The sequence below is a fragment of the Streptosporangium roseum DSM 43021 genome (genome assembly GCF_000024865.1).
In the GTDB taxonomy this organism is placed as follows: Bacteria; Actinomycetota; Actinomycetes; order Streptosporangiales; family Streptosporangiaceae; genus Streptosporangium; species Streptosporangium roseum.
This window is the reverse complement of the sequence record NC_013595.1, coordinates 8,435,390-8,454,116: the sequence shown is the minus strand read 5'-3', so window position 1 is coordinate 8,454,116 and position 18,727 is coordinate 8,435,390. Positions and strand designations below refer to the sequence as shown.

The 18,727-nt window shown below is 71.5% G+C and carries 17 protein-coding genes; 5 read left to right on the top strand and 12 right to left on the bottom strand.

What is annotated here, in order from left to right:
• Positions 1-88 precede the first annotated feature (88 nt).
• The 10 genes from SROS_RS36950 to SROS_RS36910 all read right to left on the bottom strand — a co-directional run bounded on the left by SROS_RS36950 (position 89) and on the right by SROS_RS36910 (position 12,413).
• Positions 89-1,327 carry a cytochrome P450 gene (locus SROS_RS36950; protein ID WP_012894062.1) on the bottom strand — a complete coding sequence of 413 codons (1,239 nt, stop codon included), beginning with the start codon at positions 1,325-1,327 and terminating at the stop codon, positions 89-91.
• Complete coding sequence (locus SROS_RS46470; RefSeq protein WP_012894061.1) at positions 1,328-3,487, bottom strand: lipopolysaccharide biosynthesis protein; 2,160 nt, start codon at positions 3,485-3,487, stop codon at positions 1,328-1,330.
• On the bottom strand, positions 3,480-4,304 hold the full coding sequence (locus SROS_RS36940) for a polysaccharide deacetylase family protein (protein ID WP_012894060.1): 825 nt from the start codon (positions 4,302-4,304) through the stop codon (positions 3,480-3,482). Before SROS_RS36940 ends, SROS_RS46470 begins: the two co-directional genes overlap by 8 nt.
• A complete protein-coding gene (locus SROS_RS36935; RefSeq protein ID WP_012894059.1) occupies positions 4,301-5,242 on the bottom strand; it encodes a glycosyltransferase family 2 protein in 942 nt (313 codons plus the stop codon). Before SROS_RS36935 ends, SROS_RS36940 begins: the two co-directional genes overlap by 4 nt.
• A 2-nt stretch (positions 5,243-5,244) precedes the next feature.
• Positions 5,245-6,075, bottom strand: a complete 831-nt coding sequence (locus SROS_RS36930; protein ID WP_012894058.1) for a glycosyltransferase family 2 protein — start codon at positions 6,073-6,075, stop codon at positions 5,245-5,247.
• Positions 6,076-6,228: 153 nt separating this feature from the next.
• On the bottom strand, positions 6,229-7,359 hold the full coding sequence (locus SROS_RS36925; protein WP_012894057.1) for a GNAT family N-acetyltransferase: 1,131 nt from the start codon (positions 7,357-7,359) through the stop codon (positions 6,229-6,231).
• Entirely contained in the window at positions 7,356-7,727 is a 372-nt protein-coding gene (locus tag SROS_RS48220; protein ID WP_012894056.1) for a hypothetical protein, read from the bottom strand. The genes SROS_RS36925 and SROS_RS48220 overlap by 4 nt, the downstream gene beginning before the upstream one ends.
• Before the next feature lie 152 nt (positions 7,728-7,879).
• Complete coding sequence (locus tag SROS_RS36920; RefSeq protein WP_012894055.1) at positions 7,880-9,658, bottom strand: sigma-70 family RNA polymerase sigma factor; 1,779 nt, start codon at positions 9,656-9,658, stop codon at positions 7,880-7,882.
• A gap of 186 nt (positions 9,659-9,844) precedes the next feature.
• On the bottom strand, positions 9,845-11,614 hold the full coding sequence (locus SROS_RS36915; protein ID WP_245564418.1) for a substrate-binding and VWA domain-containing protein: 1,770 nt from the start codon (positions 11,612-11,614) through the stop codon (positions 9,845-9,847).
• Positions 11,615-11,789: 175 nt separating this feature from the next.
• Positions 11,790-12,413, bottom strand: a complete 624-nt coding sequence (locus tag SROS_RS36910; protein ID WP_012894053.1) for a cation efflux transmembrane domain-containing protein — start codon at positions 12,411-12,413, stop codon at positions 11,790-11,792.
• 158 nt (positions 12,414-12,571) lie between these two features.
• Between SROS_RS36910 and SROS_RS36905 the strand changes: the two genes are divergently transcribed.
• Together SROS_RS36905 and SROS_RS36900 are read left to right on the top strand one after the other, a co-directional pair.
• The gene (locus tag SROS_RS36905; protein ID WP_012894052.1) at positions 12,572-13,354 is read left to right on the top strand and encodes a DUF4184 family protein; all 783 of its coding nucleotides are present in this window, start codon (positions 12,572-12,574) and stop codon (positions 13,352-13,354) included.
• Positions 13,347-14,225 (top strand): TrmH family RNA methyltransferase, encoded by an 879-nt coding sequence (locus tag SROS_RS36900; protein WP_012894051.1) that lies wholly within the window; start codon positions 13,347-13,349, stop codon positions 14,223-14,225. Before SROS_RS36905 ends, SROS_RS36900 begins: the two co-directional genes overlap by 8 nt.
• 110 nt (positions 14,226-14,335) lie before the next feature.
• On the opposite strand, the gene SROS_RS36895 is transcribed toward SROS_RS36900, so the two are convergent.
• The gene (locus SROS_RS36895) at positions 14,336-14,707 is read right to left on the bottom strand and encodes a winged helix-turn-helix transcriptional regulator (protein WP_012894050.1); all 372 of its coding nucleotides are present in this window, start codon (positions 14,705-14,707) and stop codon (positions 14,336-14,338) included.
• 108 nt (positions 14,708-14,815) lie between these two features.
• Between SROS_RS36895 and SROS_RS36890 the strand changes: the two genes are divergently transcribed.
• The 3 genes from SROS_RS36890 (at position 14,816) to SROS_RS36880 (ending at position 17,641) form a co-directional block, all read left to right on the top strand.
• Positions 14,816-15,442, top strand: a complete 627-nt coding sequence (locus SROS_RS36890; RefSeq protein WP_012894049.1) for an NAD(P)-dependent oxidoreductase — start codon at positions 14,816-14,818, stop codon at positions 15,440-15,442.
• Between the two features lie 176 nt (positions 15,443-15,618).
• A complete protein-coding gene (locus SROS_RS36885) occupies positions 15,619-16,548 on the top strand; it encodes a zinc-binding dehydrogenase (protein ID WP_012894048.1) in 930 nt (309 codons plus the stop codon).
• Positions 16,549-16,732: 184 nt separating this feature from the next.
• Positions 16,733-17,641 (top strand): NADP-dependent oxidoreductase, encoded by a 909-nt coding sequence (locus tag SROS_RS36880; RefSeq protein ID WP_012894047.1) that lies wholly within the window; start codon positions 16,733-16,735, stop codon positions 17,639-17,641.
• Between the two features lie 284 nt (positions 17,642-17,925).
• Here the strand turns inward: SROS_RS36880 and SROS_RS36875 are convergent, their stop codons facing one another.
• Positions 17,926-18,717, bottom strand: a complete 792-nt coding sequence (locus SROS_RS36875) for an SDR family NAD(P)-dependent oxidoreductase (RefSeq protein WP_012894046.1) — start codon at positions 18,715-18,717, stop codon at positions 17,926-17,928.
• Between the last annotated feature and the right edge of the window lie 10 nt (positions 18,718-18,727).

The window sequence follows — 18,727 nt, the reverse complement described above, 5'->3', positions numbered from 1 at the left end:
TCGGAAGCCGGAGCTCTCGGAAGCCGGAGCCCCCTCACGGGCCAGAGCCCCTGGAAGAAGCCGGAGCCCTGGGAAGATCGGTGCCCTCTCAGAAGTCGAAGCCCAGGCGCCGGACGCCGTTGTCGAAGTTGGAGGGCGGGTGTTCGGGCTCGCCCACGGCCCGGATGCCGGGGAGCCGGGTGAACAGCTCACGGAAGATCACGGTGATCTCCCGCCTGGCCAGGTGGGCGCCGAGGCAGAAATGCGGGCCCGGCCCTCCGAACCCCACGTGCGGATTGGGCGAGCGGGTGATGTCGAAGGCGTCCGGCGCGGTGAAGACCGACCCGTCACGGTTGGCCGAGACGTAGAGCAGCGCGACCCTGTCCCCGCGCCGGAAGGCGTGGCCGTTCAGGTCGCAGTCCTCGGTCACCGTACGGCGGAACTGCATGATCGGCGTCGCGTGGCGGACGATCTCCTCGACCGCCGTCGGGATGTGCCGGTCGTAGTCGGACAGCAGCAGCTCACGCTGCTCGGGATGGACGGAGAGCAGGTGGAGCCCGTGCGCGATCGCGTTGCGGGTGGTCTCGTTGCCCGCCACGAGGAGCAGGGTGAAGAACGAGCCCAGCTCCCGCGCGGTCAGTCGCTCGCCGTCGACGTTCGCGTGGACCAGCGCGGAGACCAGATCGTCGGACGGCTCGTCCCTGCGCCGCCGCCCGAGGCGGATCACCAGGCGCTGCAGGCTCATCAGCGCCGAGGCGTTCCGCACCCCCATGCGCAGTGCCCGCAGCACGTCGGAGCGGACCCCCGAGTATTCCGTGGAGGTGTCCACATGCCGGTGCACCTCGCTCCGGAGCTCGCCGGGGATGCCCATCATGTCGCAGATGACGGCGATGGGCAGCCGGGCGGCCACGGCCGCGACGAAGTCGCGTGGACGGCGGGCGAGCACGTCGTCCACGATCTCGGCGGCGGTCCTGCGCAGGTCCTCCTCCGTCTTGGCCAGCATCCGGGGGGTGAACGCGCGGGCCACGATCCGCCGCAGCCGGGCATGGCGCGGATCGTCCATGTCGACCATCGCCTCGCCGAACACGTGCCGCACCCACCCGGGAGGCTGCGGGCTCGACACCGAGGGCTCACTGCTGAAGACCGTGGGGCGCCTGCTCGCCTCCACCACGTCGGCGTGCCGCACCAGGGCGTGGAAACCGGTGCCCGAGCGGAGGAGCGGCACGCGGCGCTCGGCGAAGAACCTCGGTTCCGGCAGCTCGCGCAGCCGGGCGAAGGCCGCGAGCCGGACCTGCGGGGGCTGGGTCCAGAACGCCAGATCGGCCAGGTCGTCGGTGGTCGGGTTCAACTAGGCCGCCCTTCTCAGTGTCCGGTCGTCGTCCGCCGCCGCCTCGGCCCGCCGCCGCCCGCCGCGCACCAGGGTCAGGAACAGGGCGAGGGCGCAGATGCCGAGCAGGCAGACCAGAGACGTCTGGATGTGCTCGGCGGGCGCGAGCCAGAGCCCCACCGCCACCAGCATCACCGCCGGCCACCGGAACCGCTCGTCACGGAGGAGTGCTCTGGCGGCCAGCAGCGCGGGGGCGAGCGCCGCCACGGCGAAGGCGACGGGGGCCCACACCAGCAACGGGGTGGGGTCGGTGAGCCCCATGGCGCGGGCGACGAAGGCGGGCAGGGCCAGGAGCCGGTCCCCGCCGGTGGCCCGCCCGGTGGCCATGATCCGTGTCACCTTCCCCGCGAGGCTCCCGGCCGAGCCGGCCAGAGCCTCCATCCCGTGCAGGCACAGGGTCACGGCGACGAGCTGCGTCCACAGCACCGACCGCCTGCGGCTCATGGCCAGCTCCGCGGCGAAGGCCACGGCCACCAGCCCGGCGCCGCCGAGAGCCATCACGGCGGGTGGCGGCAGGCCCGGCGGCCCGCCGGCCACGGAGGCCAGCGCGACGGCCGCCAGGCCCTCCGCGGTGATCAGCGGGGGCAGCCACCGCCTCGCCCGCACCGGCCACGGCACGCGGGGCCGCGCGGGCTCCGCCACCTCGGGAAGGGGTGTCCTGGCGGGGGCGGCGGCCAGGGTGGGCTGCGCGTCGACGATCATCATCACCAGCGTCGGCGTCTCGTCCGGGGTCAGCCCGCCGCCCGCCGTCCGCGCCCCTCGCACCACCTTGAGCAGGCCCGGGGCGACGACGGCCATGACGATCACCTGGGCCGTGAGGGTGCCGAGGCCCACGCCGGTGATGCCGTAGAACTGGAACAGGACGAACGACAGCCCCACCACCAGGACGCACAGCAGCGCCTGGAGCACGAGCAGTGCCCGCGCCCTGCTGCGGGCGCGGAGCACCCCCAGGTAGATCTCGATGACCGCGTGCGGGATGGACGCCAGGGCGAGCAGCCGCAGCACGTCCGCCCCGTGCTCGGCGAACGACGGGCCCCAGCCGAGCCGGAGGACGAGCGGCGCGGCCAGCGCGGCCACCAGCACCACGGGGACCAGGAGCATCATGGTCCGCCGGAGCGCCAGCACGCACTTGCCGGCCAGCAGCGAAGGGTCCCCCGACCCCTCGATGGTCAGCGAGATGGCCATGTTGAGCGCCAGCATGTCGAAGACGCCGACCAGCGTGACCGCCGCGGCGTAGTAACCCGCCGTCCGGGCGTCCACTCCGGCGAACACCAGCACCGGCATGAGGTAGACGCTGGCCAGGATGAACAGCGTGCCGGGGAAGTCTCCGGCGAGGAAGCGGCCTATCCGGCGGAGCCGGGGCGGGGCCCGATGGGCGTCGCGGGCGGCGGCCCGGGGGGCCAGCCTGCAGAAGATCGCAATGCTGACCGGGACGACGGTGAGGGCCACCGGGATCGTCCAGGCCAGGAAGATCCCCGCGCCGGGGAAGGCGGGCGCGAGCACGACCAGCAACCCGATCTTGGCCACCCCGACGGCTATCCCGATCAGAGGCACCCAGGTGGCCCTGCCCAGCGCGGTGAGCACCACGTCCTGGACCGTGAACACGCACCACAGGAAGACCGACAGCAGGAACCAGCCGGCCATGCCGGACCCGTTCAGCCCGCTGAAGTTGGGACCCCACATGTCCAGCGTGGCCAGGAAGAACACGGTGGCGGCGGCCGCCGCGCCGCCGCCCACCAGGTAGGTGCAGCCGACCAGCCGTCCGGTGGCCCGGCCCCCCTCGGGCAGGAAGCGGGTCAGCGCGCCGACGAACCCGAACGCGGTCAGCGCCGCGAGCAGGCGCATCGCGGCGATCAGCGCGGAGGCGCGGCCGTAGTCGCCCTCGCTGTAGAACCGGACCGCGACCGTCCAGTAGGCCAGGCCGAGGGCCCCGGCGGCCCCGGCGTTGACGATCAGCGAGTAGGCGTTGCGCAGCAGGGGGTCGTTCAGGTCCCTGGGGAGGCGGCTCCACAGGGGCCGCGGCGCCCCCTGCCGCCGGTCCTGCCGCCGGCCACGCCGGAGACTCCGCCGCCGCTCCCGCCGCCGGTCCGCCGTCCCACCGGAGAGACCCGTGTCAGTCACCTCCCGATACCCGTCCGGGCGCGTACCGCGAAGAGATCCGCCGCAGCGCGTAACGCGTCCGCCGCACCAGCGCGTATCCCTTGGTGAGAGCCCGTTCCCTCATGTAGAGCACCGGGAGACCCCGTCCGTCGATCGCTCCGCCGAACTTGACCATGGAGGTCTGCTCGGTAACCGTCAAGCGGGGCAGCGCCAGCATCTCGTCGCCCTCCCGGAACGCGTCGTTGGCCACCGCGCAGGCGGTCCAGTAACCCGCCCTGCGCACCTCCCGGCGGACCCGCGCGCTGGAGTAGCCGTAGGGGTAGGCCATGGTGGCCACCGGCCGGCCGATCCGGTCTTCGAGCAGGGCCTTGTTCGTGCGCAGCTCGTTGCGGAGCTCCCGGTCCGGCAGCTGGTCGAGCTGCGGATGGCTGTGGCTGTGGCCGCCGATCTCCATGCCGCAGGAGACGGCCTCGCGCACCTGGCTCCAGGCCAGCATGGGAGCCGGCCGCCGCCCGGCCGACACGGGGCCGGAGTCCTGCACCCAGCCGCTGGTCACGAAGACCGTGGCCGGATAGCCGAACCGCTCCAGGATCGGCAGCGCCTCGCTGTGGAAGTCGGCGTATCCGTCGTCGAAGGTGATCGCCACGGGCCTGCCGGGCATGGTCGCCGTCCGGTGCATCCCCGCGACCAGGTCCGACAGCGTCATCGGGGTGAAGCCCCGGTCGCGGAGCACGCCGAGCTGCTCGGCGAAGCGTCCCGGCGAGACCGCGAGCGGCCGTGTCTCGTCGTTCGGGTGGTCGCTCACCGAGTGGTACATCAGGATCGGGACACGGGTCATGCCCGCCTCAGCTTCAGGCGGGCCGTACCCACCGCGTAGCCCCAGGTGGTCCAGGCCAGGCCGACGACGATGGCCGCGGCCCTGCCGAGCCCCGGCAGGTCGCCGCGGAGCGCCTCACCGACGCCGCGCAGCACCCCCAGGGGCAGGACCCTCATCACGTGGGCCCGCTCGCTCGACAGCCCGTCGCCGGCGCCGACGCTCGACGCGACCAGGGCCTTGGACAGGCCTTCGGCGTAGCACCGCGACCTGAAGTAGGCGAAGCGCGCCCGCTGCGCGGAGACCCTGTGCCCGATCACCGCGCCCGGCTCGAACAGCATCACCGAGCCGGGGCGGCTCTGGGACAGCCGGATGCAGAACTCCGTCTCCTCGCAGCCGAGCGGGCGGCTCCCGCGTCCCTGGACGCTGCGCCCCATTCCGGTGTGGAAGCCGCCGATCCCGCCGACGGCCTCCCTCCGGAAAGCCGCGTTCCCGCCCATGACATTGCGGATCCGCGCCCGTCGCGTCGGCATGCCCCGATAGGTGCATCCCACGGTCCAGTCGAACTCGTGCGGGAACCACCGGGGGCGGCGCCCCCCGGCCCACAGCGGCCTGGTCAGCCCGCCCACCCCCACGATGGTCGGGTCCTGGAAGCCCTCCTCCAAAGCCTCCAGCCAGCCGGGCTCCGCCACCGCGTCATCGTCCAGATAGGCCACGATGTCGCCCGAGGCGGTCGCCGCGCCGGTGTTCTTGCCGCCGGACAGCCCCCGCTCGTGCGTGTTCTCCACCACGATCGCGCCGGGATACCGCCGCTTGAGCCGCAGGTGGAGGTCCGGGTTGTGGTCGACGACCAGGATGATCTCGTACGGCCTGCGCCGCTGGTTCTCGACCGATTCGACGGCCGCCTGGATGTCCTCCCAGCGTTCCTCGGTGTAAACACATATGACGACACTGCTCTTCATGGCTAGGCCGCGCCCTGGTCCGCCGCCGGGGCGGCGTGGGGCTCCGGCGCAGGGGCGTACGGCCGCTGGCGCCACTCCCGGATGATGGTCCTGAGCACGCGCAGGCCGTCGCGGACCGCGCGCAGGTTGCTCTCGCCGTGAATCCGGCACCGCTCGTGGCTGGGCACCTCGTGGACGCGGAGCCCGGCCTTGGCGGCGCGGATGTTCATCAGCGTCTCGACCTCGAAGCCCTCGCAGTCGAGGTCGAGCGCTTTCAGGTGCCGGGCCCAGAATGCGTTGTAGCCGTAGCACAGGTCGCTGTAGCGGGTGCCGTAGATCATGTTCACTAGGGTGGTGAGGACCTTGTTGCCGGCCCGGCGGCTGAAGGTCAGGTCGTCGCTGCCCCCGCCGGCGGCGTAGCGGGACCCCTTGACGAAGTCCGCCCCGGTGACCAGGGCGCCCACGAACTGGATGATCTCGCGGCCGTCGGTGGAGCCGTCGGCGTCGATCATCACGATGATGTCGCCGGTGCACGCGGCGAAGCCGGCGGCGAGCGCGTCGCCCTTGCCCTTGCCGCTCTGGGTGATGATCCGTACGTTGGGCCGCAGCCGCCTGGCGACGGCGACGGTGTCGTCCACCGAGTGGCCGTCGACGAGCACGATCTCGTCTATCCACTGCGGGAGCGTGGCGAAGACGTGCGGGAGGTTCTCAGCCTCGTTCATCGCGGGCACGACGACGCTGACGGTCGGGGAAATGGCCATGTGAGGGGTGAGCGGGGTGAACCGCTCAAGCGGCGGCATGGAACGTAACATGCCGATCTGCTTACCGTTCTGCCTGACGGACTCGGGATTCATGATGGCGGATATTCCTTTTGTCCTTCCGTGCGCTCGCCCCCGGCGTGAGATGGGAACGGCGCAACTGTGATCAAGAGTGGCCTTACGTCGGGAGTGAAGGATTACCGGAAAACGCGATCTGAGGGGTTGCGGTTACTGCTGTGAGGAATGCGGTTACTGTGCCTCGGGTGATCGTTCTGCGGTGGGAGGGGATATGGGGCGGGACAGGAGAGAGGATCTCGCTCTGCCGTAGCCCTTGAGTAGCCGGTCCGCGGCTCGGAAAAGGGAGGGGTTGTCCACTACGACGGCGCGGAGTCTGCTGATGGGGACCCGGCCCAGCCACTGGGCGGCGGCCACCGGAGACGGACGCGAGATGCGTGCCTCGGCGATCATCAAAACGCCGGTTTTAAGCCATTCCTTGTATTCGCGGCCGCCTTTCCCCATGTCCACCTGGTGCAGCCCCGCGTTCGCGGCGTGTTCGGCCATGTGCAGGTGGTGCATGATCCCGGGGGAGTAGCGGGCGAAGGCCGGGTCGTAGGCGGGGAACCAGCCCACCAGGGTGTGCGCCGTACGGAGGCCGAAGTGCCCGGCGACGGGGGTGTCTCCGGCGTAGACCATGGTGAGCACGCCGGCGAAGTCGTCGGAGCGCCGGGAGTGCAGCTCCTCGACGAGCCGCACGATCCACGGCTGGGCGAAGCGGTCCACCCGTCCGGTCCGCCGGTACTGGTCCGATTTCCAGGCCATGACCGCGCGCAGCGTCCCGATGTCGGCGGAGTCCCACTCGAACCGGATCTCGCCCCGTTCGCGGCCGAGCTTGCGCTCCTTGTAGCGGACGGTCTTGTAGTTCTTCGCCGAGCCGGCGCGCACCCGCTCGACGTAGGCGTCGAAACCGCCGCTGAGGTCCATGACGGGGGCGGGCCGTACGTCCGTCTCGTAGGGCGCGAACGTGGGCTGGCCGGCGACCAGGTGGTCGAAGTCGATGGCCGACAGCCCGCAGGCCCGGAGCAGGTCACGTGGGTCGATCTTCAGCTCGGGGACCGAGACCAGCCCCTGGCAGGTGGTGAGGTAGCCGCCCAGCGGCCTGCCGACGCCGAAGCCGTGCCGCTCGTGGGGGAGGAATCCCGCGATCTCGCCGCCGTCCTCGATCACCGCGACCCTGACGTGGTCACGGAGCCTGCCCATGGCCAGGGTGAAGTCCACGGAGAGAAAGGGGTTGTCGAGGCTGGGAGAGGCTTTCTGGATCTCGCGCCATCGGTGGGACTCGGCCTCGCCGAGGTCCTGCGGGCGCACCACAGTGATCTTCACCCTGACCCGGCCCCCTGTTCGGTTCGCAAGCTTCCGCTCCCCCGCTGCAACAGGCGCAGTACATATGTGAAGCCGCCGAGCACCGCGATCGTCGCTACTCCGGCACGGGGCGACCATGACTCAAAGGACAGCATCGCTGTGGCGAGAAGAACGTTCGCGAGCAGACTGACCGTCACTCCAACTGATATTGCAGTAAGAGGATCACGATCACGCAACAGTCCCGCCGCGGCGACCCCGGGGACCGCCAGAAGGAACAGCGGAGTAAAGATCATCCGTAGCGGAGAGGAGAGGTCGGCGAGTGCGACGACGGCCCCCGTCGCGCACGCAAGGATGAGCGCCCATTTGAGCACTTCGCGGTCTTTCGGCATCTCGCCGCTCCAGGCTGGTGATCGATTCGCTGATCGCATATTCATGTGACCAACCAGCCCGCATGCGCGTCAATGCCGACGCGTGGCATCGCCCCACGGTTTACCGGATTGCAAAGTTAAGTCATGGAGTTGTCGACAACCTAGTCAGAAGATCATGTTTTCTCCGGTTCTGTACTGGGAGTAGCGGCAGTCGTGGGTGCCTCGGTGGGGAGAGGGGGCGGGTCGCTGGGCGGATCCGAGACCTCCGGCTCCGGACTCTCCCAGGAGATCGCGCAGCTGGAGCCGCCCCCGGCGGAGGTGAACGCGACCCGTCCCGTGCCGCTCTCCCCGGGATCGGCGGCGGTGACCCAGATCATGGCCCCGGCTCCGGCCTTGAGCCGCCCCTGCCGGGGATGGACGTTCAGCCCGCCCGAGGTGGTCGCCGACCACGAGAGCGCGGCGTCGCGCGCGGAGAGCCGGATCTGCCCCGCGCCCTCCCCGATGTCCGTGGGACACGAGACGGCCAGCCGTCCGGCCTTGGGCGTGCGGGCGGGCGTGCGGGTGGTGCGGGGCCGCTCGGGAACCGGCCGCCGGGTCGCCGCCTGCCGGGCCGGGGCGGGAGTGGGGGCCGGGGTCCTGGCCTTCGCGGTCCTCTCGGTCCGCTCCGGGGTCGGCGCCGGGGTCGGCATCGGGAGCGGGGCCTGGTCCGCCGGAGAGCCCTGCCCGGGGCCCGGCTCCAGCGTGATCAGCGCGGGTTCCCGGCCCGGCGCGGCCTCGGCCCGCCGCACCGGCCCGCCGGCCGGATCCCGCCCGGCGACCACGATCATGACGCAGGTGGCCGCCAGCACGCACGCGGCGGCCGCGATCACGGGTGCCGTCCGCCGTCTGGACCCGCGCCGCTGCGCCGTCACGGCCGCACGCCGGGACTCGGCCCCCTGCCGGTGGCTGCCCGCGTCCGGGACCGTGCGCCGTGGGGCGGTCGTCGCCTGCGGCCCGCTTTCGGTGTCCGGAATCGTGTGAAGCGGTACGGCCGCCTGCCGGTGGTTCCCCCTGTCGCGGCCCCGCTCCGTCCCGGCGTCCCTCGGGCCGGCCCACCGGCGTCCCTTCGTGCGCCGTTCCGCCGGGATGGGGAATCCGGCCCGGTCGAAGCGGTCGCCCGCCTCGACGATGGAGGCACGCGCCCCCGCGAGGCCGGGGTTCACACAGGTCTCGATGTAGCGGCGGCGCAGGGAGAGCGGGGGGAAGGCCGCCGGCACCATGTCGAGCAGCCGCCCGGCCGAGACGTGCCGGTCCCGCCGTTCGAGACAGACCTCGCAGCGGCCGATATGGCTGGAGAGCCGTCTGCGCAGCATCGTGGTGAGCGGGCCCTCCCACGAGTCGACCATCGCCGACAGGTCCGGGCAGTGCGCCCGGCCGACCTTGGCCAGCACCACGGCGGCGGCCGCGTTCTCCAGGTGCTCGCGGGCCCGGCCGAGCCGCGTCGCGGCCTGCCGGGAGGACATCCCGAGCACCGCGCCGACCTCGCCGGTGCTGAGATCGTGGCGGAGCGACAGCTCCAGGACCTCGCGCTCCTGCCCGCTCAGCTCGGCCAGCGCCTCGTGCACCAGCGCGGCCAGCTCGCGCTCCTCGGGGGTGTCGCGGTCGTCGAACACCGGCGCGGGCGCCGGGCGCCGCGGGTCCCGCGCCCCGGCCGCGCACCGGGCCAGCGCGTACAGCCACGGGCGCAGCCGGCCCGGCTCGCGCAGCCGCTCCACGCATCCGTGCGCGACGACCAGGGCGTCGTGTACGGCGCCGGCGGCGGCGTCGCGGTCGCCCAGCAGCGAATGGGCGTAGTCGTTGAGACGTTCGGCATAGGAGTCGTAGAGCTTCGCGGGAGCCTGGGCGTCGGCACGCCGGAGCGCTCCCACAAGTTGTTGGTCGTCGGTTCGGCCGACGGCCGGCCATCCGGGCACGGACATTCCTCCCCGCAACGGGCTCGTTCACGGGCCATGCCCGAGACCCCACACGCGTAGGACGCCACCTGTCCGTGACGGGTTGTCCTGACCAGTCGATACCATGCCGACCTGGTATGAACTGGTAAAACTGAAACTATTGGGGCGCGTGGGACGCCGGCCGTACAGGACGGGGAGGACCGGCGCTCAGCAGTTGGGCGCGCAGATGCGGCGCTCCATGCCCTTCAGGAAGAACTTGCGGACCTGCAGGATGTCGCGGGCGATGAACGCCTCGCCGCCGGTCGCCTTGGCCAGCGCGTCCATCTGCTTCTTGCCCGCGGCGGCCTCGGGGCCGAAGGCGATGAGCAGGATGCTGACCGGCTTCTCCGGGTTGTAGGTCTTCTTCAGGTACTGCAGCATCTCCTCGTTGGAGACGCCGCCGTCCGGGTCGTCGTTGCCGGCGCCGTCGGTGAGGATCAGCACCGTGTTGATCTTGTCGCCCTGGTACTCCCTGGTCATCTGCCCGTAGGCGGCCTTGAGCGTGTCGTTCAGGCCGGTGTCCCCGGTGGGCTTGGCCTGGATCGTGGAGAGCTTCTGGACGAGCAGGTCCTTGCGGAGCACGCCGTCGATGCTCCCGGCCAGCGGGCCGACGGGGACGGTCTTGCGGAAGTCCACGCCCTGGCCGGCGAGGTGCGTCGAATACTCCCACACGCCGATCTCGCTCTTGGCCGGGAACAGCTGCATGCCCTCGATGGCGATCTTGGAGATCATGCGCATCCGGTCCGCGCCCGTCCCGGGGACCGGTGTCGCCATCGTGCCGGAGACGTCCAGCAGCGCGAGCAGCCGCGTGCCGAGGTTCAGCCGGGACCAGGACTGCGACATCCTCGCGACCGACTTGACGTCGGGCGTCTTCAGCGCCTGGGGGGCCTTGGCCTGGAAGCCGCCGCTGTCGGCGACCGGCTTGCCGCCCTTGCCGTCCGGGGTGCGGAAGCCCTGGTCCTGGAGCGTCTTCCTGGCGGACTCGGTGCCGAGCTCCTTCCCGAAGGCCTCGGCGGCCTTGCGGACCTTGGCGTCCTTGGTGGTGATCACCACGGGGTAGTCGAGGTTGAGCGTGCCCTCGGCCGGATAGAGCGGCACGGCCGGGACCTCCGGCTTCTTGGCGTTGTTGAACGCCCAGACGCCCTGCTCCGAGGCGACGCCGAGCGGAGCCCGGGTGCCCTTGACGCCGAGGCTGGACAGCAGCGCGTCCTGGTCGCGGACCGCCGACCCGGACAGGGTCTTGAGCGCCCCGACCAGCTGCTCCTGGCCGACGCCCGAGGCCGTGGCCACTCCGGAGGCGGCCAGCAGCGCGCCGAGCCCGGCGGCGTTGAAGGAGGGGTCCAGCGCGAGCACGCGCACCTTGCGGCCCGGTCCCTCGACGTTGGCCACGTTGGCGGCGTTGATCATGCCGCCCCAGCTCGCCTCGCCGAAGCTCTTCCTCAGCTTCGGGACCACCGAGCCGGAGGCCACCATGACGATGGGGGAGTGGGCCACGGACGCGCCGGCCTCGGGGGCCTGCGGGTTCTTGGCCCGCAGGTTGGCCACCCACAGCCCGGAGTCCGGGATCCACACGTCCATCGCGCCGGTCTTGCCGCCGGCCAGCCCGGAGGCCACGGTCGCCGGGACGCCCTCGGACACCGTGACGGTGGCGCACCCGCCCTCGACCTCGTGAGCGGCCTTGTTGAAGCGCTCGGCGATCTGGGACACGGCGGGCCGGATGTCGGGGGAGGCGGTGACCCGCAGCGCGATCTCGTCCCCGGCGCATCCCCGGTCCCGGTTGATGATCACATAGGCGGCGACGCCGAGCAGCACCGCGAGGGCCACGGACCCGGCCAGCGGGACCAGCACCATGCCACGTCCGCCACGGCGCCGTCTGGGCGGTTCCTTGGAGGAGGCGTAGCCGTCCTCGAGTTCATCCGTCCGGTGACGTCCGCCCACGATGCCCTCTTCGGTGTCGATGTCCTGAGCTAGCGGGTCACCCTATCGGGAGGTTCTCCGCAATGTTCACGGAACTGTACTGGGAACACATAGTGCGGCAAAACGCCTCTCTTGGTGCGGGTATTACTGTACGCGACAGTAACTAACCTCTGTGATCTTCCGTGGAGAGCCGGGATCAGTGGCAGCAGGAGTGTCCGCGCCAGGCCTTCCGGCCCTCTCGTACGGCTACCGCCGCCAGCAGCACCGCCATGACGGGATCCGCCCACCAGCATCCGATGGCGTTCAGTCCGAGCCCGGCCAGAACCCCCGCGGCCAGCAGCGCGCACAGCAGGTTCTGGGTCCCCTCACCCGAGGTCGCCGCCGAGTGCAGCCGCGCGCCGAGCCGCCGCTTGGCCCGTCCCAGGAGCGGCATGCTGACCAGGCTGACCGACGTCACCACGATGCCCAGCACGCTGGGCACGGCCCGGTGCCCCGCCTCCAGGTCGTGTGCCACGTGGACCAGCAGGTAGGGCGCGAGCAGCCAGAAGCTGATCGCCACCGCCTTGCGGGCCTTGTCCTCGGCGTCCGCCGAGCGGGTCCGCGACCCGGTGAACCGCCAGACCACGATGAGGCTGGCCAGAGCCTCCACCAGTGACGACACGCCCCAGCCGATCAGCGCGACCGAGTGCGACCCCAGCCCGGCGGCGAGGCCGAGCGCGCTTTCGGCGCCCAGCCAGGCCAGGGTGGCCAGGGAGAGGGTGCGCGCCCTGCGGGCGTCGCGCAGCCACTCGTCGGTCGTCGCCGGCCGTGCCAACACCATCTGGTCAGCCACAATGCCCCCCGCATCCCGGTACCACAACGCTCAGCAACTTACACGTCACCGTGCGTGGTATCGGCGCGAAGTCGCGAGATCTCGGCGACGGCCGGGACGGCGTAGTCTCCCCGGGAGCGCGTCAGCAGATTCTCGGGGGGAAGCACGTGCCGTTCACGCCCAGCCACGTCGCCGCGGTGCTGCCGCTGGTCTCCTCGGCGCGGATGCGCCGGGTGCTGGACCCCTGGGCCCTCGCCCTGGGAGCGATGGTGCCCGACCTGCCGATCTTCCTGTCCTTCCTGCCCTTCCTGCCGGACTACATGACCTGGCACTCCTACCGGGGCGTCCTGACGATCGCCCCGCTCGCCGTCGTCATGCTGCTCGCGGTCTTCCACGGACTGCTCCGCGACCCGCTGACCGCGCTGTTCCCGCCCGCTCTCGCGGGCAGGATCGCCTCGCTGGCCCCCGCGCCGTACGGCCTGCGCCGGCTGCCCGCCGTGGTCGCGGGCGGTGCCGTCGGCGCCTTCACCCACAAGCTGTGGGACTCCTTCACCCACCACTACAGCTCGGCCGTGTGGGGCTGGGACTGGCTGGACACGCGGGTGGCGGGGCTCCTGCCCGTCTTCCGCCTGCTGCAGTACCTCTCCACGGTCGTCGGCCTGGCCGTCGTGGCCCGGTGGGCCTGGCTCGGGCTGTCCCGGATGGAACCGCAGGCGCCGCCGGAGCGTCTGGCGCTCTCCGCCCGGACCCGGCGCGGCGTCCTGCTGGCGGCGGTCGTGGCCACGCTGCTGGGCGCGGCGATCTGGCCGGTCGTCTTCCCGCCTCGCGGCTGGGCCGAGACGGTCCACCGGGTGGGGGCCGGGGTGGTGGCCGGCTGCTGCGTCCTGCTGCTCGTCTATGCGCTGATGTGGCAGCTCAGGCGGGTCATGGCAGTATTCGAAGGTGTTTAACGCCTCGGATCCCCGCCTCGCCGACTACGCCAACCTGCGCGACGTCGAACTGCGCAAGAGCATGGAGGCCGAGCACGGCCTCTTCATCGCCGAGGGGGAGAAGGTGATCCGCCGGGCCGTCGCGGCCGGTTACCCGGTGCGTTCGGTGCTGCTGACCCGGCGCTGGGCCGACCCGCTCGCCGATCTGCTCGACGGGCTCGGCGACCGGGTGTACGTGGTGGACGACGACGTCATGGAGGGGATCGCCGGCTTCCCGGTGCACCGGGGCGCGCTGGCCGCGATGGAGCGCCGGGAACTGCCCCCGGTGGACGAGGTCCTGCGCGGGGCCTCTCACGCGACCGCCGGCGCCGTGGACGAGGGCGGGCCCGTCCGGCCGCCCCGCCGCCTCCTCGTCCTGGAGGACCTCGTCGACCACGGCAACGTCGGCGCGATCTTCCGATGCGCCGCCGCCCTCGGGGTGGACGGGATCATCCTCTCGCCGCGGTGCGCCGACCCCCTCTACAGAAGATCGGTGAAGGTGTCGATGGGGGCGGTCTTCGCGATCCCCTATGCCCGGATGGGCAACTGGTACGACGGGTTGGAGGAGATCCGGGCGGCGGGTTTCCAGACGCTGGCGCTGACTCCCGACCAGGACGCCACCCCTATGGACACCGTCGAGATGCGTGAGCGGGTGGCGTTGCTGCTCGGCTCGGAGGGGGACGGCCTGTCCTCGCGCTGGTTGCGGGAGGCCGACGAACAGGTGTGCATCCCGATGAGCCCCACGGCGATGGCGTCGGGCGTGGACTCGCTCAACGTGGTGGCCGCCGCCGCCATCGCCTGCCACGGGCTCATGCGCGGCACCGCCGTCCCTCAGGGCCGGCGGCAGCCGTAGCGGGGCCCATGCGGGTGTATGTGATCATCCTTGCCTCGACCGGCGACGCGTCGGCGCAGGGTGGGAAACAGCTGCGACGGGGAGATCCGCTCCGCGGAGCATGCGCGGGGCTACGGGGCCCTGTACTGCTCTCGCGCGTCGAGTAGCTCGTCCCAGTGCTCAGTCGCCCAGGCGTATACGGCTTCCAGTGGTTCCAGCATGCTGTGGCCCAGCGGCGTCAGCGCGTACTCCACCCGCGGTCTCGGAGCGGCGTGCGCCGTACGTGACACGAGCCCGTCTCGCTCAAGGCCGCGTAGCGACTGTGTGAGCACCTTCGGGGTGACGCGGCGCAGTGGCACGCGGAGCTCGGAGAATCGGCGCGGGCCGTCTTCCAGGCAGCGGATGACCAGGGCCGCCCACTTGTCGCCGAAACGGAACGGCAGCAGCGAGGACGGGCACAGCTCGTCGAACATGTCGGGAGGCAGTGGCTGCGGGTGCGTCATGGTGGTCTCCTGTCTCGCGGTTGGGGCGGTATCCGGTCTCGGTATCCAGGAAGTAACCACACTTCAGGCTATTTTCCGGAGCATCGACTCAATCGGAGGTATTCAAGTATGGGCAAGATCGTGGTTTTCGGGGCAGGCGGCCGAGCCGGCCGGCAGGCCGTCGCCGAAGCGCGCCGGCGTGGACACCAGGTCACCGCGGTGGTGCGCGACCCTTCGCGCTACGGCGGCTTGACGGACGGCGGCGTACGGATCACCGCCGGCGACGTCACCGACGTGGCGGACGTCGCCGCCCTCGCGGCCGGGCACGACGCCGCGATCAACGCGGCCGCGGGAACCGATTCGGACGCGTTCTTCACCGACGCCGCACATGCCCTCGTCGACGGCCTGCGGCAGGCCGGAGTGGACAGGCTGGTCGCGGTCGGGCTGTCCGCGCTGCTGCCCGTCCCCGACGGGACCCGGATGCTGGACACGCCCGCCTTCCCCGCCGAGTTCCGGCCCTTCTGCCTGGCGCACGCCGCCGGTCTCGAGGTGCTCCGCGCCGAAGGCGGCGCGCTTGACTGGGTGTACGTCAGCCCGGCCGGCGACTTCGACCACGAGGGCGAGCGCACCGGCCACTACGGCATCCGCGAACACGGCGACGCCGCAGACCGCATCTCCTACGCCGACTTCGCTCTCACCTTGCTCGACGAGGCCGAGACCCCGCGGCACCATCGCAGGCACCTGGCCGTGACATGACGCCAGGACGGTGACATCGATACGACGAGGTTCAGGAGACGGGCACGCGGGTGGCCGGCGTTGACGGACGGCGGCCATGACACGCCATCCACAGGTGAGGCCTCTAATAAGCATTCGCCTCTGAGTGGCACTATAGTGCTGGAAGTCAACGTGCTCTCCGCGAAAGGTGTACGCCCATGCGTGCTCTGGTCGTCGATCGCTCCGTCCCCGCCGGGCTGCGGCTCGCGGAGGTTCCCGATCCCGAACCGGCTCCGCATCAGGCCCTGATCCGGGCCGCTGCGACCTCGCTGAACTACGGCGAGGTGAAGTACGTCATCGCGGGGCAACCCGACGGGGCCGTCCCGGGCTGGGACGCGGCCGGTGTGGTGGAGCGCGCCGCGAGGGACGGATCGGGACCGGCTACGGGAACCCCGGTGGTCACCCTGGCCGACGGCGGCGCCTGGGCCGAGCTCCGGGCCGTGGACACCGCGTTGATCGGCACGGTCCCGGCGGGCGCCGACCTCGGGGCCATCGCCACCGTCCCGGTCGCGGGCGCCAGCGCGCTGCGCGTCCTGCACAGGATCGGCGCCCTGCCCGGCAAGCGGATCCTGGTCACCGGGGCCACCGGCGGCGTCGGCAGATACGCGGTCCAACTCGCCCACCAGGACGGCGCTCACGTGATCGCGGTCACCGGCGATCCGGAAGCGCACGGGGCGAGCCTGCGACGGCTCGGCGCCGACGAGGTGATCGCCGCGCCATGGGAGCTCGGCGAGCCGGTGGACGGCGTCGTCGAACTGGTCGGCGGCGCCCACCTCGTCGACGCGTACGCCCGGCTCGCCGAACACGGCCACCTGGTCTCCGCCGGTCACGCCGTGCAGGAGGACATCACCTTTCCGCCAGGAGCGTTCCTGGGCAACGAAGGCCGTCACAACCGGTCGATCTCCTCCTTCTACCTGCTGGCCTGCACCGGCCTCGGGCCCGACCTGACCCGCCTCGCCGAACTGGTCGCCCGGGGCGCGCTCGACCCGGGTATCGCCTGGCGCGGCACGTGGGACAAGGCCGCCGAAGCCCTCGACGCCCTGCGCGAACGCCGCCTGCACGGCAAGGCCGTACTCGACCTGACCTGACAGGCGACCGCTGGGCAGGCGGACGGCCCGGCGCGCGTGGCCGCGGCAGCGTCGCCGCAGGACGGCGCGGGACAACGCCTCCACGGGAGCACGCCCCCAGACCGGATCGACGCGCCGCGTACGCGGGTGACGGACTGCCATGAACGGTCACCCGCGACCACCGACACGAGGAGAGGACTGTTTCATGCGTGCCATCAGGATCAACCGGTTCGGCGGCCCCGAGGTGCTGCAGGTACTGGACGTCGCCGGACCCGCCGAGCTCGGGGCGGGCGAGGTGCTGGTCCGTACCGTCGCGACGAGCATCAACCCCGTCGACGCCAAGACCCGTGAAGGCGCCATCGGCGAAGGTACCCCTCCGCTGCCGATGACACTGGGCTGGGACCTGGCGGGCATCGTGGTCGACGGCGGCGGCACCGGCCGGCAGGTGGGAGAGCGCGTGCTCGCGATGTCCCACCAGCTCGGCACGGGCCGGGGGACGTGGGCCGACCTGGTGGCGCTTCCCGCCGACGCGCTGGCGACCGCACCGGCGGCGATCAGTCTCACCGAGGCGGCCACCTTGCCCCTGCCCGGCCTGAGCGCCCTGCAGACGCTCGACTGGCTGGCCGTCTCCGCGGGTGAACGGCTGCTCATCACCGGGGCGGCGGGCGCGGTCGGCGGTCTGGCCCTCCAGCTTGCCGTGGCTCGAAACGTGCGCGTCGACGTCCTCGTGTCGCGCGAGGAACAGCTCGGTTTCGTCCGGGAACACGGCGCGGACTTCGCCACCACCGACCGGGCGGATCTGAAAGACCGTCACTACGACGCCGTCTTCGACACCTTCGGGGCCCTCGTCACCGACGCGGTGGCCGACCACGGACGTTACGCCTCCATTGCCACCCAGGCCGGACCGGTCCCCGACCTGTCCGCACGCGGGGTCCGCACCACCGTCAACCAGGTCCGCGAGGACGGCAAGGGACTGAGCGAACTGAGCCGGCTCGTCGAGGAGGGAGTTCTCACGCCTCGCGTCGATTCCGCCTTCGCCGTGCGTGAAATCCGCGCGGCGCATGAGCACTTCGGCAGAGGCGGCCTGAACGGCAAGGTCACCATCACCTTTTAGGACCTCTCGCGGAATGATCTCTGTTGGGTTCTGATCTCTCGCTGTGGCGACGGCGCGGTTGAAGCCGTGTCAGGTCAGTGGCGAGTCGCGGCAGGTCATCGAGCTGTTGCTACCGAGGCGTGAGCGTCGCTCCGTCATCCGGGGCGCGAACGGCTCGATGGTCGGCCGGGGCGCGAACGGCTCGATGGTCGGCCGGGGCGCGAACGGCTCGATGACCGGCCGGCCCTGCGGGGCATCTTGTCCGTGCTGCGCACCGGGATCACCCGGGAGCACCTGCCGCGGGCCTACATCGACGCCACCCAGCCGCCGTCGACCGTCAGCGTGTGGCCCGTGACGTACGCCGAGGCCTCCGACGCCAGGAAGATCACGGCTCCGCTCAGGTCCCGAGGCTCCCCGACACGGCCGAGCGGGACATGCGTTCTGACGAGATCGTCCTCGACCTCCTTGGTGGGCAACAGGTCGGTGGTCATCGCGGTGCGCATGTAGCCGGGCGCGATGGAGTTGACCCGGATCCCGTACCTGCCCCATTCGAAGGCCATGTTCCTGGTCACCTGGACGACGGCCGCCTTCGACGCGTCGTACACCGAGGACCGCTCACCGTCCACGACGAGACCGCCGATGGACGACACGTTGACGATCCGCCCGCCACCGTGCCCCCGCATCCTCCGCGCGGCCCGCTGGGCGATGAAGTACGTGCCCCGCAGGTTGATGGAGAGGGTGGTGTCGAACTCCTCCGGCGTGGCCTCCAGCGCGCTGTTGCGCAGGGAGACGCCCGCGTTGTTGACCAGGATGTCCGGGATCTCGCCGGCGGCGTCGAGCGCGTCGAACGCGCCGTCGATGCTCTCCAGCGACCGGGCGTCGATCTCCAGGGGCAGGCACTCGACGCCGTTTCCCTCCAGGTGGTCGCAGGCCTGCCGGGCGGCCTCCATGCTGACGTCGGACGCGATGACCCTCGCGCCGGCCGCGCCCAGCGCGAGGGACTGCGCCCGGCCCAGGCCTCCGGCCGCGCCGGTGACCAGGGCCGTCAGCCCTTCCAGGGAGAAGAGGTCGTGCAGGGTGGATGGGGTGACCGGCATTTCGCGGAAC

Bases quoted from the DNA above. Each gene is read 5' to 3' on its own strand.
- SROS_RS36930 (WP_012894058.1), bottom strand. From the start codon at position 6,075: ATGAATCCCGAGTCCGTCAGGCAGAACGGTAAGCAGATCGGCATGTTA.
- SROS_RS36885 (WP_012894048.1), top strand. From the start codon at position 15,619: ATGCGTGCTCTGGTCGTCGATCGCTCCGTCCCCGCCGGGCTGCGGCTC.
- SROS_RS36880 (WP_012894047.1), top strand. From the start codon at position 16,733: ATGCGTGCCATCAGGATCAACCGGTTCGGCGGCCCCGAGGTGCTGCAG.
- SROS_RS36895 (WP_012894050.1), bottom strand. From the start codon at position 14,707: ATGACGCACCCGCAGCCACTGCCTCCCGACATGTTCGACGAGCTGTGC.
- SROS_RS36935 (WP_012894059.1), bottom strand. From the start codon at position 5,242: ATGAAGAGCAGTGTCGTCATATGTGTTTACACCGAGGAACGCTGGGAG.
- SROS_RS36890 (WP_012894049.1), top strand. From the start codon at position 14,816: ATGGGCAAGATCGTGGTTTTCGGGGCAGGCGGCCGAGCCGGCCGGCAG.
- SROS_RS36910 (WP_012894053.1), bottom strand. From the start codon at position 12,413: ATGGTGTTGGCACGGCCGGCGACGACCGACGAGTGGCTGCGCGACGCC.
- SROS_RS36875 (WP_012894046.1), bottom strand. From the start codon at position 18,717: ATGCCGGTCACCCCATCCACCCTGCACGACCTCTTCTCCCTGGAAGGG.
- SROS_RS48220 (WP_012894056.1), bottom strand. From the start codon at position 7,727: ATGCCGAAAGACCGCGAAGTGCTCAAATGGGCGCTCATCCTTGCGTGC.
- SROS_RS36940 (WP_012894060.1), bottom strand. From the start codon at position 4,304: ATGACCCGTGTCCCGATCCTGATGTACCACTCGGTGAGCGACCACCCG.